The following is a 14,284-nucleotide window of genomic DNA, read 5'->3' as shown; positions in this document are numbered from 1 at the left end:
CGTTACACCAAATATTCAAATTGTATCGTTTTGTCAATCTGCTGCAGAGACACGCTCAAGCGGTCTCCGCTCTTCAGCTCCACGCCGGCGGAAGCATCCAGCACGCGGCCGGACCGCTCAATCGTGCAAGACGAGGCATTTTTCAGCACCAGGCGGTCGTTCTTGCCCGGCGTAAACATGATTTTGTCGGTTTCCTTCAGTTCCGGCGCCAGCTGCAGCAGCTGGTGCAGGTTGAACTTGCCCCGGAATGAAGTCAGCTTCTTATATTGCGGGTATGTCTTCTCCCCGGTGTTCTCGTCGCGGATCTCGATGACCATCTGCCCGACAAAGCCCCGATTCGCCTTCTTCACGGCATTTAAAATGAAATACGCAGCGGCCGCGATGATCAGAAGGGCAATAACCCCGATCACGACGAGCATCGTAGGGAACGGTTTATCCTTGGACGCTCCTGCGCCACCCGTCCCGGCCCCTGTGCCCGAAGCCGCCGGCTTTGCGCTGACGGTAAACGGCTGGGTTTCGCGGTAGAAGCTTTGGTCTTCCGCACGCACCTTCAGTTCGTACTGGTGCTTGGCGGGAACTTGGTAAGAACCCTCGAAATGGTCTCCTTGGTTCGTCAGCTTAACTTCCTCGGTCTTGCCCGTATCGAGGTCCTTCACCAGAAGCTTGGCGGCCATGCTGCCATACAGCGCCTGATCCTGAAGCTTCTGGCCGCTGCTGACCAGATACGACTTGATCTCTATCGTGTCACCCGGCTTCACCGATTTGGACGGCAGCGGATCCATCGTCAGGTCCAAATCATAGTTAAAGACGAGATTGATGTCGATTTTGTCCTTCGGAACGCCCTTCACCTGAAGCTTCCAGTCGCCCTGCTTAGGCTTCAGCAGCTTGATCAGGGAGTACGTCTTCGACTTGGAGCTCAGCACGTTCGCCGAAGGAATGGTCTGAGCCGTCCCGGCAGGATCGGTCAATTTCACGTCAACCGGGCTTCCGGACATCATCGAAATGTTCGCTTCCAGCACATTCGCGTTCGGAACGCTGATGGTCACTTCCTGATAGCTGCCGTTCGCGGTGATCGACTGCACCGGAACGATCTTCAGCTTCTGGTGGCTGGCGAAAATTTCGCTCAAAATTTGCGGCAAATCATCCGCCGAGCTGGTGGAGAACGATTTGGCCCCGGTCTGGCTGGCCAGATCCGCCAGGGCAGCCTTGTTCAGCTTGCCGTCGGCATTCAACCCGATCGTATAGATCGGAATGCCTGCCTTCTTCGCCTCCTGCACGGCGGTGCTCAGCTGCTGGTCGGCCTGCTGCTCCGTCTTGCCCGATTTCGGGTCGAGCTCATTGTTGCCGTCCGCCAGGACGACGATCATCGGCTCGTGGCTCTTGTCCATGCCCTGTTTCAGCACCTTCACCGCTTCATCCACGCCGACCGAAATGTCGGTATAGGCGCCGCGGTCAAGCTGGTCGATGAACTGCTTCAGATCTTCCTTGTCCGCCGCGGACTGGATTTCAAGCAGCGCCTTCTCCCGCTGGATCTTGTCCGTATAGGAGACGATTCCGACCTTGTCCCCTTGGGCGGACAGCATGTCGATGAACATCTTCATTGCCTCGCCGCTGATCCGGTTCGGATCGCTAGCCTTCATCGAATTACTGGCATCCATCACCAGTACAGCGTCGATCTGGGATGACGGCTGCCCGGCAGCCGATACCGGCGGCAGGAAGCCGCACCATGACACAAGCAGCAGCACCCCGGCCAGCAGGCACAGCGTCCATTTATTTTTTAAATGCATAGCGTTTCTCCTTCACAACATTAGTCTTCGGTTTCCAATATTCGAGGCCAGTATTCCGCAAAATTCGACCTTTCCAAGCCGTAAGAGTGCCATTATTAACTCTAGGCAAAAAGTCTTAAATATTCCTTAAGAAACGATAAAAAAACGTGAAGCGACGTTTCTAGTTTCATTCCATATTCAGTAGAAACTTCCATGCCGAGCGCTAAAATATCCCAATCTATAACATTATGATATAATTATACCTGCCAAAGTTCAATGTTTACAGGAGCTCCGCTGAGTGTAGGCATTAGGACCTAACTATCAACTTGCATAATTATCCATCCGATAGAAAGGAATATTGATATGATTGCTTACGGATGTCTCGCCGTTTTGTTTCTTTTTGTTTTGATCAAATCCGTCAATTATTTCAGACGCCAGAAGACCGCGCCGCTGCCGGAAGAGCTGGACGAAACGCTGCTCACCATCGCCAACCCGGGAGACCGCCATGGTTAAGAAGAAGCCGGTACGTCTGCGCCCTTATTATAGAACGAGATATGCCTATCAAAAGTTAAGAGTTTGCAAACATTGCCATCATTTTACCGTCCTGTGGGAAGACACTTGCGCCAACTGCGGCCGTCACGCGCTGATCCCAGTCATGGACCAGGCGGCGATTAACGCCAAGCGGTCGATGCAGACGGAAAGGCTTGCCGCCCTTCTGCTGACGCTGGTGGCCGTGCTGCTAAGCCAGACATTCCTGCAGATTGCCGTCTGCCTGGGCGGGGGCATGCTGCTGACGGTGCTGCTGTGGCTGCTCCAGCGGCGCATGCTGCCGTCCGAGACACGCCGCCAGCTGGACAAGCTGCTCCACGGCAGCCAGCGTCTGATCCTGGAAGGCATCTATTTGAACCTGTCCACCGCCTCAGCCGCCATTAAGGATGACGAGCAGATCGGATACGAGATTCTGCGGGAGATTGCCACCATCGTGCATAATGACCGGATCCGGCTGCAGCAAATCGTGCTGCTCCAGTCGTTCGTGCTGCGCAAAGATATGGATCTCGAGCTGGAGCCGCTGCTGATCGAGGACTTCGATTCCGATCTGGCCGCTTATATCGGCGAAATCGCCAAGGTCAAACGCGAGCTGATCAAAGCCAGCGCCATTCGTTATCTGCTCATTCATGAACGTTACATCCTGCAAATGAAGCAGGGCGCCAGCATTATGACGGCGGCGGCCGGTGCCGCGGTACGGATGAAGAAGTACGTGGATATGTATCCTGATTTCATCCGGCGCTACGCGCGCGGCCTGCCGCGGGAGCGGTTTTTACGGCTGTACCAAATCGTGCGGCGCAATCCGGACCAGTCCTGGGACGGTTTACGCGACGAGGTATCCGCCATTTATAATGAAAAGTACCGCTGGGACCCGGATTTTCAAAAATGGGAATAAAGAGGCCATAAAGATATGACGATGAAAAACGCGCTAACCCTGCGTAATTTGTATATTTTGCTCTGCGCCGCGGTTTTGGTCCTGATCGGAGTCAAGGGTTATGACATGAACCGGAAGATCGATTGGGTCGCCACAGCGGGTCAGTACTACGACCGGAAAGATCTGATCAATGCAGAGGAATGGTACCAAAAAGCCACCGCAAACCGGTCCATACGCTACAAGGAAGATCTGATCGCCTCCCGGCTGAAAGAGCTTGAGCCGATCACCTCCATGAGGCAGTCGCTGTCCCGTCTCGATCGCCGCGCGGAAACCGCTGCCCGAAACCGGGATTTTGACGGGCTTATGAATGTGTACGCCGACTTGGTTGCCGCCAAGAAAGAGTATATGGCAGCGAGCCAGCCGCTGGCCGCCTACTATCCGAAGATCTCCGCCATGTACGGCATTTCGGGGGATCTGACCAAGGACTTCAAGCAGTTCCAGTCCCTCTTTTACCAGCAGGCGAAGGATCAGTTGGCCCAGGGGGACGTTAACGACAACGCCTTTAAATGGAATCTGCTGGCCATTCCGGCGGAATTTTACGGCGGTGCGGAAGCCAAAAGCAAGCAGTTAAGCGGAAAACTTCAATCGTATGACGAGGCTCTGATGGCCCGCATGGCAGGTGCCGGGCAGTATCAGAACATGCTGGACTGGTCGCTGTCCATGATGACCGAATACAAGAGCCGCGGCTTTAAGGCGAATTGGGTAAAAGAAAAGGCCGACTCCCTCACCCGTGCCCTGCTCACAAAGGACGTGCAGGGAGACCAGGCGGCAAACTTTGCCGCCCACGCCAAGATGTACGCCGCCTACATGGCCGGCGCCGGCGCGAAGCAGTCCGCTGTCCAGGATTACATCACCCGGCAAATCGGCACCTGGCTGAAGGGCGCCGACCGCAAAGTGAAGAACCATAAGTATGAAGAGGCGATCGCGATTTACCAGGCCTTATCCGGCTACGAGGATACGGAAGACAAGATTAAGGCGGCCCAACTGGCCTGGACGGTTCACGATCCGGTCCGTCTGCTGCAGAGCGCCGATCCCTCCCCCTCCTACGACTTCGTCAGCGGAGGAGCGAATCGCTTCGGCGGTAAAGCCTATGCCATCGGGGCGGACGGCAGCAACACCGTCTATTTCACCCGGATGAACAGCGATGAGACGGTGCAGGGTTACAGCAGCCATGATTTCCCGCAGGGAACTGCCATCCGGAAAGTCTCCATCGAACCGTCGCTCAGCACGGGCGGCACGCCGGTCATTCTCGTCGAGGCGGACTCGCCGACCCGGAAGACGCTGTATGCCGCTTATGAAGTCCGGGAGAACGGCATGGTCCAGCTGTTCCAATTCAGCGCGGACGGCTATAGCGTTCAATCGGACAAGTCGCTCCTGGTGACGAATCCGGAGATCGGCGGAGGCAGCGTGACCGGCGGGATGGACGCTGCCGGAGGCACGGCACCGGAGGCGATATATGAGCGGAGCGGCGATGCCTATGAGTTTACGGGCTTCCAGCAGGACTTTACGGATATCGCAGCGACCGACCTGCCGTCGCATCCGGGCGAGAAGGTTCGCTTTACCATCTATATCGTCCAAGGCGGCCAGGGCGAGGCGCTCGCAGAAATGGAAGGCTCGTATATCAAACTGAGGGGCAATTTCCAATTCACCGAGGGCAGCGTGACCGTCATCGGAACCTATAACGAGTCTGAGGAGATGTACCCGGATGGCGATCAAACCGTCGAGCCTGTGAACGTACCGATCGTAGACGTGGAGCGGCTGGAGTAGATTCGGGAAGTTCGGCTGCTTCCAACTTCCAACTTCCAACAAGGCATAGCCCTACAAGGTCTTGTCCGATGGAGACGAAAACGGCCAAAGACCAATTTCAAAAAGAATATCGTGCATGCATCGTTCCTGGCATAGTTATTAGGATCGTTCGTGAACATTAAAAGGCTTCTGCTTCGGCGTGAGGCCTTTTTTACAATGTCATCTCTCCAATTACGTCATCTTTTGTCGTATATATGAATTATTCTAAAACCATCCAAGGTACCGTATCGCAAAATGAAAGAGAGGGATGGATTCGTGGATGAATATATTGAAATCGAAGGGGCCCGGGAGCATAACCTGAAGAATATTTCGCTCCGCATTCCCAAACGCAAGCTGGTCGTACTGACGGGCTTGTCCGGGTCGGGCAAATCGTCGCTCGCAATGGATACGCTGCAAAAGGAATGCCAACGGCAGTACATGGAGTCCATGGGGATGGTGACGGATTTCATCAGCAAACCGCGGGTGGATTCCATCCGCGGCCTGTCCCCTTCCATCAGCGTCAGCCAGCATGTGACCAACAGGAACCCCCGGTCCACCGTCGGGACCGTTACGGAGATCTATACGTACCTGCGTGTGCTGTACGCCAAGCTTGGCGTGCGGGTATGTCCAGCTTGCGGTCAAAACATTCACCCTGTCTTCGAAGACAGTCCAGCGGTGTCCGAAGAAGTTCTTGAACCAGCGGAAGATGCGATTGAGGAGCCTAAGCATATGCCCTGCCCGCACTGCCATGCCTCGATCCCGAAGCTGACGATGGCCCACTTCTCCTTTAACAAGCCTGAAGGAGCCTGCGCGACCTGCACAGGAATCGGCATCGTGACCGATATTGCCGTGGACCGGCTTTTGCAGGAAGACCGCAGTATCTTGGAAGGAGGCGTAACGCTCTGGGACGGCTGGGTTCGCGAATACTATGCGGACGTGCTGTTAGCGGCATCTAAACATTACGGTTTCCCGTACGAGCCGCACCTGCCCATCCGCGATTATGGCGCGATCGCACGCGACATGCTGCTCTACGGCGCAGCCAGTGAGCGGTTCCAGCGCCATTTCCCCGGCGTTAAGCCTCCCAAAACCGTGGGCAAGGGCAATTTTGAAGGCTTGATCACCCATTTGCTGCGCAAGTACAGGGAACATGACGGAGATCCGGAAGAATCGGGCTCTAAAAAATGGGACCCGTATTTTATGAAGCAGACCTGCCCCGATTGCCAGGGATCGCGATTGGGGAGAGAGGGCCGGCTCGTTACCATTAGGGATACGACTATCATCGAGGCGGCTTCTTACACCCTTCTCCCGCTCTATGCCTGGCTCAAGCAGTTGAAACAGGAGCTGCCTGGCGAAAGCCTGGCCGTATGGGAGCCCATTTTCAACGGGTTGGCGGACCGCATCCAGCGGCTGATCGACGTTGGGCTCGAATATTTGTCGCTGGACCGGAAGGCGAGCACGTTGTCCGGCGGGGAAGCCCAGCGGCTCCGGCTCGCTTCGCTGCTCGGTTCAGGCCTCACCGGCGTCCTGTACGTACTGGACGAGCCAACGGCCGGTCTCCATCCGCGGGATACCCACAAGCTGATCCGGGTGCTGAAGCGGCTCCGCGATTTGGGAAATACCGTGCTGGTCATCGAGCATGATACCGAGGTGATGAAGGCCGCGGACCATTTGATCGAGATTGGCCCCGGATCCGGAAAAGAAGGCGGGACCGTCGTCGGCACCGGAACGCTCAAACAGTTGAAAGCGATCCCCGAATCCGCTACCGGACGGTATTTGCGGGAATTGGACATCACCGGCACTCGGGTTACACGGAGAGCGGGCAGCGGCAGCAAGCTTACGATCGAGCAGGCTTCCGCCCATAACCTGAAGCAGTTGACCGTAAGCTTTCCGCTCGGATGCCTGATTACAGTGACAGGGGTTTCAGGTTCGGGCAAATCCACCCTTCTGTTCGATATCCTCGAGCCTGCGGCAAAATCCCAACTTCGATTGTCCGGCAATATGCCAGGCCCATACGAACGCATCACCGGCCTGGAGCTTATCGACAAGGTCATCGCCGTCGACCAAGCCCCGGTCGGGAAAATTTCGCGATCCAATATCGCGACCTACACCGACCTGTTCACCCCGATCCGCAGCCTATTCGCGGAGCTGCCAGAGGCCCGAAAACAACGATTGAGCCCCAAGCACTTCTCATTTAACACGCCGGGCGGCCGATGCGAGAAATGCCGCGGCATGGGCACCCTGCAGCTGGATATGCACTTTCTGCCGGATGTGGAGGTACGCTGCCCCGTTTGCCTGGGAAAACGGTTCAAAGAGAATGTGCTTGCCGTTCAGTACAAGGGCTTTAGCATTTCGGACATTCTGAACCTGACCGTCCTGGAGAATGCCGCCCTCTTTGAGGAGCCGGTAATAACCGACATGCTGAACCTGCTGGGCGAAGTGGGGCTCGGCTACCTGCAGCTGGGGCAGCCCACGACGACGCTGTCGGGCGGAGAAGCCCAGCGGATCAAGCTGGCGAAGGAGCTTGGCAAAAAAAGCAGAGGGCATACCTTGTACTTGCTGGATGAGCCCACGACCGGGCTTCATCCCAGCGATGTCCGGCATCTGTGCCGTCTGTTGAACCGGCTCGTGGACGCCGGCAACACGGTCATGGTGATCGAGCACCATCTCGATCTGATCGCTGCGTCCGACTGGATCGCCGATTTTGGACCCGAAGGCGGGGATGCCGGAGGGCAGTTGGTCGCGCAAGGTACGCCGGAAGATGTGGCGGCCGCTCAAGCATCATATACAGGCCGCTATCTGGCCGGGCATCTGTCACACTGATCGTGCTTCCCAATCACCTTTGCTCCTGTAGCTTGCGCAAGCAAAAAAGAATCACCCTCAGTCACATGGACTATGGGTGATTCTTCATATTCGGATCGCTTTGATCCGCTTATGTTCTATTGTACTGTCACGACCACCTTGGTCGATTTGCCGCCGAAGCTGACCGTGATCGTCGCTTTGCCTTTGCCGTTAGCCGTGATCTGGCCGTCCTTCACCGTCGCCGTCAAAATTTTGGAAGACTTCCAAAGGGCCGGCTTGGAGACATCCACATCGGTTCCGTCCATGTAGGTCGCCGTGGCCGCCAGCGTCAGCTTGTCGCCGACGTTCAGCGTCACGCTCACCTTGTCAGTCTGCAAATATTTCAGCGTATCCACTTCGACCGGAATCCGGACCGTCTTGTTGCCGTACTTGGCCGTCACGGTCGTTTTGCCGTAAGCAGCAGCGGTAATGACACCGTCGCTGACCGATGCTACTTTATAGTTTCCGGTTTTCCATTCCGCCTTGGACGTCACGTCCTTGGTGCTGCCGTCGCTGAACGTCACTTCCAGCTTGACGGTGGCCGTTTTATCTTTGGCTTTGCCTGCCGTCTTCAGCGATACTGCGGTCTCGCTCGCCTCAATGGCGGAGATGACGTCGACTTCCACCGGGATCGTTACTTTCTGTCCGCCGTACTCAGCGGTAATGTTGGCTTTCCCGCTCTTCAGACCGGATACCAGGCCATTATTGTCTACTCCGGCAACCGTGGAGCTGCTCGACTTCCAGGACGCTTCCTTGGTCACATCCACCACCGTACCCGTCGCATCCTTCGCGGTCAAGGTCAGCTGCTTCTTGTCACCGGCGGACATGATCACGAGCGTATCCGACGCTTTCAGGTCGCTGACCAATCCGACTTCCACGGTCATCGTGTACGATTTGCCTTCGTACTTGGCCGTAATCGTCGCGGTGCCTGTCGCCACGCCGGTGATGAGTCCATTTTCATCGATGTCGGCAATATCCTTTTTGTTTGTGCTCCATTCCACCTTGTCCTTGGACGAGATCGTCTCGGCCGGACGGTCCGCACCGTAATCCAGCACGATGCTCGCCTGGTAGGTGGCGTCCACCTTCAGGGACAACTTCTTCACCGGCAGCGAGATGCTGAGCGGCATGTCGACCGCTACCGATGTCGTTACCGTCACTCCGCCGTAGGTGGCACTGACTTTGGATTCCCCTTTTTTGAATGCCGTCAAATTCCCGCCGCTGACAAAAACGACGTCCTCATTGCTGGATTTCCACACGGCTTTGCTCTGAACCTTCTCGGTTTCCCCGTTCGCATAGGTAGCGATCAGGTCCAGCTGCTTCGTCTTCTCACCCGTCAGGCTCAGCGCAACCTTCTCGACCAGATCGAGGTGGCGCGGCACGTCGACGTCGACATTAATGGCCACGCTCTTGTCCCCGTATTTGGCGGTAATAATCACTGCACCCGGCGCGATGGCCGTAATAACGCCTTTGTTCACATAAGCAACCTTTTCGTCGCTGGAAGACCATACGGCATCTCCTGTAATGTCCACCGCATCCTTGTCCGGATACACCGCTTCAACCTTGATCGGCTGTGTGGTGGAGTCCCCTGCATGAAGGAAAATATCCTGCTTGTCCGCCTTCAGGCGGATCGTCTTGTCGACATCGACCTGAATCGTTGCCGTTTTCGTGCCGTACTTCGCCGTAATCGTCGCGGTTCCCGGACCGTAAGGAGTAATCTGCCCCTTGATGACGTCCGCCACGCCTTCGTTGCTCGACGTCCATTCCGCGTCGGCCGCAACGTTATCCTTGGTTGTGCCGTCCGGATAGGTCGCTTTCAGCGTCACTTGAACCGGCGTCTTCTCGCTCAGCAGCACGGACACCAGCGCAGGGTCCGCATCGAGCCGCTTCACCACTTCTACGCTCACCGGAATCGTTACGGTCTGCTTGCCGTATACCGCCGTCAGCGTAGCCGTACCCGGACCCACCGGCGTCACCGTTCCGTTCACGACCGTCGCCACGCTGGCGTTATCTGTCGACCAGTCCGCTTTGCCGGAAACTTCCTCCGTATTGTTGTCTGTATAGGTTGCGGTCAGCTTGATCTGGGGCTTGTCCCCCAGCTTCAAATCCAGGCTCTGCACATCTTTCGTAAGCGCCTTGACCTTCTTCGTCACGGTCACCGACACCGATTCGGATACGTCCCCGAATACGGCTGTTACCGTTGTCGTACCTTCGCTCTTCGCGGTTACGGTACCGTTATATATGGTGGCAACTACGTTGTTCGAGCTGCTCCAGCTCGCCTTTACCGTCAAATCTGCCGTTGAATTATCCGAATATACACCCGTCGCGGTTACTTTCGCCGTATCGCCGATTTCAAGGGTAAGCTCATTTTTGGACAAAACCAGCTTGGTCAAATCCGCCGTGGCGGCCCAGGTTGTTCCGGCATAGGCCATGCACAGCACCATAACCAGGGACATGACCAGTACCCTTTTTAATCTGATTCGCAATGTAAATTCCCTCCAATTCCCTTATTTTGAGTAGAAACAAAAAAAGACCCTACCTCCCATATCGGTCAGTCCAGCCAAAAATGTTAGTTTTTTGGAGATTTTCTGCAATTTTTTGATAAAAACCGCCGTCTGATTCTGAAATTTGCGCGTCACGCACGCTAAAAAGGGGTAATCCTCTAATTGGTAAACCTTCTAGCGAAACCTGTACGGGGGTTATGGCGTCTAATTAAGATAGGAGGTGCCATAAGCGCATGATCATTCCTGACCATGAAATCATTGAAGAAGCCAACTACCTGGTGCAGGAGCATTACGGGGAAAGAAACCCGCTGAGCGTCACCATCGGCATTCTGGAGAACGGGGACCATTTTTACACCGGCTGGGGACAACCTCCGGGCTTCGATTACGCATCAGCCATCTATGAAATCGCATCCGTAACGAAAGTTTTTACGACCTCACTTCTGTGTATCCTGCAGCGTCAGGGCAAACTGCAGCTGAAGGATACCGTAGGCCAATACATACCTGAAATCGCCTCTAACGCCAAAGTCGGCGCCATCACGCTGGAACAGCTCGCCACGCATACCTCCGGACTCCCCCGGCTGCCGGCCGGTCTCAAGCAGACCGTCACCGACAAACTGAACCCGTACCAAAACTACACCGAGCAGCATCTGCTGCAGGACCTGCTGAAAACCAGACCTTCGTCGGGAGGAAGCTTCGAGTATTCCAATTTGGGCGTAGGCCTGCTTGGGCTTATCTTGAGCCGCTGCACCGGCCGAAGTCTGGAACAGCTTATGCGGGAAGAGATCTGCGGTCCGTTATTTATGGAGGACACGCTCTTTGAACTGAACGATGAGCAGCAGTCCCGTCTCCTCCCGGTGTATACGGCCAACGGCAAGCCGGTTCCCCATTGGGATCTGGGCGTTCTCGCCGGCGCGGGAGGCTTGCGTTCCACGGCGCACGATCTGCTCCAATTTGCCAAAGCGAACGTCGGCATGGGCTCGGCCCCGATCACGGCCGCGCTTCGCGACGGGCAGAAGCCCCGCCACCGGGTGCGCCGCGGCGAGGACGTCAGCCTCGGATGGATGGTCAAAACCGGCATCTACCACGACCGGATTCACTGGCATAACGGCGGTACGTACGGCTCAAGCAGCTTCCTGGGCTTTCACATGGAAAAAAACACGGCGGTCGTCGTGCTGTCCAACAACGGCAGCTTTGCGATGAAAATGCTGTCCATGATGAGACCGCAGAAACGGCATGTGGACGAGATCGGCTTCCAGCTGTTCAAGCAGCTGACCAAAACGGTCTATTAACCGGTCTAACCGCATCCTCATGTAAAAAATCCTTAAAAAATATACAGCCAAAAAGGCTGCCTCCCGGATTGCTCGCAAGCCCGGTTGTAGGCAGCCTTTCTTCTGCTAACAGCCTGTATTCAATTCCAGGCGCCTTGCGGCGAACGCAGTGTTTACGCCTTTTTATCCGTCGGCACCTGGCAGGAGCCGTCCGTGCAGGAGAGGTCATCTCCGTCAGCGCTGTTCCCCAGCAGCGTCAGCGGATGCTCCTCTTTCCAGATATTGTCCAGCGCTTCGGCAAACACCTGAGTCGGCTGAGCGCCGGAAATGCCGTATTTCTGGTTGATGACGAAGAACGGCACGCCGTTGATGCCGAGTCGTCCCGCATCTCCCTCGTCCTTGCGGACATCGTTCGTGTAAGCATCGCTCTCCAGCATGGAGGCTGCCGCAGAGGCGTCCAGCCCGATTTCGCCGGCCAAGCGCGCCAATACCGCACGGTCTCCCAAATGTTCCGAATCGGTGAAGTACGCCTTGAACAGCCGTTCCGTCATCTCATACTTCTTGCCGAACTCCCCTGCCCACTGCGTCAGACGATGCGCGTCAAACGTATTGGTCGGGACCAGCGTATCGAAATTGTACGTGAGCCCCACCGTCTTGGCCTGCTCGGTCATATTGTCGTTGGCCGCCTTGGCCTGCTCCCAGCTCATGCCGTACTTGGAGGCCAGGATGCTGTGAATGTCCTTGTCGTTGTCTTTCGGTGCGCCCGGGTCCAGCTCGAAGCTGCGGAACACAACCTCGACTTCATCCTTGTGCGCGAACGGCTCGAGGGCAGCCTCAAAACGGCGCTTGCCGATATAGCAGAACGGACAGGCAAAGTCCGACCATACTTCGATTTTCATATGCAAACCTCTCCTTTTCGGGTGATGTCCTTTGCTTGGTAAACTGATACTTTTTCCATCACAGTAAGAGTCAAAAGAAAAGCAGTCACTCAGCTGTAACTGCATCAGGTACATTATATCGCGATTACCGGGACCGCGCAACTTTCCTTGTGCCGATCTCCCTTTATATCCAGCCGGGTTAACTTCTCGTGTTAACCCGTCGTCGGCACTGTTGCCGGCACGGCCTCCGGTCCGTCCTGCGGTTCGATCAGCGCATGCTTCTCCCACGCCCGGCTCCGCCAGCGGAAATACATGATGACGGCACGGGCCCATTCGTCCGCGGCAATGGCGAGCCACACGCCGGCAAGGCCCATGTGAAGCTTGAATATGAGGAAGTATCCCAGCGGCAGAGACATGCATACCATAGACAACAGCCCCATGTAGACCGGGAACTTCGCGTCTCCCGAAGCGCGCAGCGAGTTGATGATGACGATGTTGACGGTGCGGCCGGTCTCCAGCACGATGCTGAGCAGGATGACCTGCGCCCCCATTTTGATAATGAGTGCATCGTCCGTAAACAAGCCCATCAGCGGAACGCGGAACAGGATAATGATCAAGTCGATGACGATTGTGGCGGCCAGCGCCCACTTCACGCTCTGGAACACCCGGGTGTAGGCGTCCTGGTTGCGTCTTTCACCGACGTAATGGCCGACCATAATGGCCGTGCCCATGCCGATCGCCATGCTGAACAAATAGATGTACATCGAGATGTTCACTGCATACTGCCGGGTGGCCATCGCCTCTGCCCCAAGGTAGGTGACGTACAGCGTGAAGGTCAGCTGGCACATTTGGTATACGATGCTTTCCAGAGCCGACGGAATGCCGACATTCAAAATTTTAAGCACAAATTTCTTCGACAGACGGATGTAATAACGCCATTCCACGTGCACCTCCATGACCCGGTACAGCAGCCAGAAGAAGATCAGCAGGCAGACCAGGCGGCTGAATACCGTCGAGATCGCCGCCCCCTGTACGCCCAGCGCCGGCAGGCCGAAATGCCCGAAGATCAGCGCATAGTTCCCTGCCACGTGAATGATGTTCATCAGAAGCGACACGACCATCGTTTCTTTGGTGAACCCGTGGGTCCGGATCGTTGCGGCAAGGGCGTTAATGAGCGCCTGCAGGAAAATGCCGCCTCCGACGATCTGGATGTAGGACTGGGCGTACCCGTAAATTTCCCCGGTCACGTTAAGCAGGCGCAGCATCATTCCGCCGAAGGCGAGAAAAATAACGCTTAGGAGCACCCCTACGGCCAGGTTCAGCGTGATTGCATTTCCGGTCACCTGCGCCGCGTCGCTAAGCTTCTTGGAGCCCAGGTACTGGGCCACCACGATCGCCGCCCCGCTGCCGATCACCTCCAGCACGAGGATGGCGATGGAAATAATTTGGTTGGCGGCACCGACGCCGGAGACGGCATTGTCGGAAACCGAACTGAGCATCAATGTATCGACACTGCCCATCAGCATGAACAGGAACAATTCGAGAAATATAGGCCAGGTGAGGCGGACAAGACTGAGCCGTTTTTCTGACCGTGCAGAAGGCTCTTCAACAGTTGCGGTCATGAGTCAGAATTCACCTTTCTTTCAATCGTATTCTTTGAAACAAAGGTATGTTAGCACAGTTTTCATGAAAATACATGACATTTAACAGAAAAACACTGAAAATTTAATATTCTTTTTTTGGTAAGCCCTTACTTCCCTAAAAATGA

General features: G+C 55.7%; 9 protein-coding genes. 5 read left to right on the top strand and 4 right to left on the bottom strand.

All coding sequences use genetic code 11. The features are described from left to right. Positions 1-2: 2 nt before the first annotated feature. Positions 3-1,787 carry a vWA domain-containing protein gene (locus ABID47_RS19105; protein ID WP_354499113.1) on the bottom strand — a complete coding sequence of 595 codons (1,785 nt, stop codon included), beginning with the start codon at positions 1,785-1,787 and terminating at the stop codon, positions 3-5. 342 nt (positions 1,788-2,129) lie between these two features. Between ABID47_RS19105 and ABID47_RS19100 the strand changes: the two genes are divergently transcribed. From ABID47_RS19100 to uvrA, 4 genes are all read left to right on the top strand, one after another. After that, positions 2,130-2,279, top strand: coding sequence for a hypothetical protein (locus ABID47_RS19100; RefSeq protein WP_163880163.1), 150 nt, complete (start codon positions 2,130-2,132; stop codon positions 2,277-2,279). Next, positions 2,272-3,207: a hypothetical protein gene (locus ABID47_RS19095; protein WP_354499111.1), complete on the top strand. Its 936-nt coding sequence runs from the start codon at positions 2,272-2,274 to the stop codon at positions 3,205-3,207. The genes ABID47_RS19100 and ABID47_RS19095 overlap by 8 nt, the downstream gene beginning before the upstream one ends. Before the next feature lie 15 nt (positions 3,208-3,222). After that, complete coding sequence (locus ABID47_RS19090; protein ID WP_354499109.1) at positions 3,223-5,013, top strand: hypothetical protein; 1,791 nt, start codon at positions 3,223-3,225, stop codon at positions 5,011-5,013. Positions 5,014-5,307: 294 nt separating this feature from the next. Next, positions 5,308-7,851, top strand: a complete 2,544-nt coding sequence (uvrA, locus tag ABID47_RS19085; RefSeq protein WP_354499107.1) for an excinuclease ABC subunit UvrA — start codon at positions 5,308-5,310, stop codon at positions 7,849-7,851. A gap of 116 nt (positions 7,852-7,967) precedes the next feature. On the opposite strand, the gene ABID47_RS19080 is transcribed toward uvrA, so the two are convergent. Further along, positions 7,968-10,352: an Ig-like domain-containing protein gene (locus ABID47_RS19080; RefSeq protein WP_354499105.1), complete on the bottom strand. Its 2,385-nt coding sequence runs from the start codon at positions 10,350-10,352 to the stop codon at positions 7,968-7,970. Positions 10,353-10,603: 251 nt separating this feature from the next. Here ABID47_RS19080 and ABID47_RS19075 point away from each other — a divergent pair, with 251 nt between their 5' ends. Next, positions 10,604-11,659: a serine hydrolase domain-containing protein gene (locus tag ABID47_RS19075; protein WP_251677900.1), complete on the top strand. Its 1,056-nt coding sequence runs from the start codon at positions 10,604-10,606 to the stop codon at positions 11,657-11,659. 152 nt (positions 11,660-11,811) lie between these two features. Here ABID47_RS19075 and ABID47_RS19070 read toward each other — a convergent pair whose 3' ends face one another. Both ABID47_RS19070 and ABID47_RS19065 read right to left on the bottom strand, forming a co-directional pair. After that, positions 11,812-12,537, bottom strand: a complete 726-nt coding sequence (locus ABID47_RS19070) for a DsbA family oxidoreductase (protein ID WP_089549267.1) — start codon at positions 12,535-12,537, stop codon at positions 11,812-11,814. A gap of 191 nt (positions 12,538-12,728) precedes the next feature. Next, positions 12,729-14,138 (bottom strand): MATE family efflux transporter, encoded by a 1,410-nt coding sequence (locus ABID47_RS19065; protein ID WP_116232974.1) that lies wholly within the window; start codon positions 14,136-14,138, stop codon positions 12,729-12,731. Positions 14,139-14,284: the final 146 nt, after the last annotated feature.

Source organism: Paenibacillus favisporus (genome assembly GCF_040545415.1).
In the GTDB taxonomy this organism is placed as follows: Bacteria; Bacillota; Bacilli; order Paenibacillales; family Paenibacillaceae; genus Paenibacillus_AQ; species Paenibacillus_AQ favisporus.
This window is presented reverse-complemented; position numbering and strand designations above follow the sequence as displayed.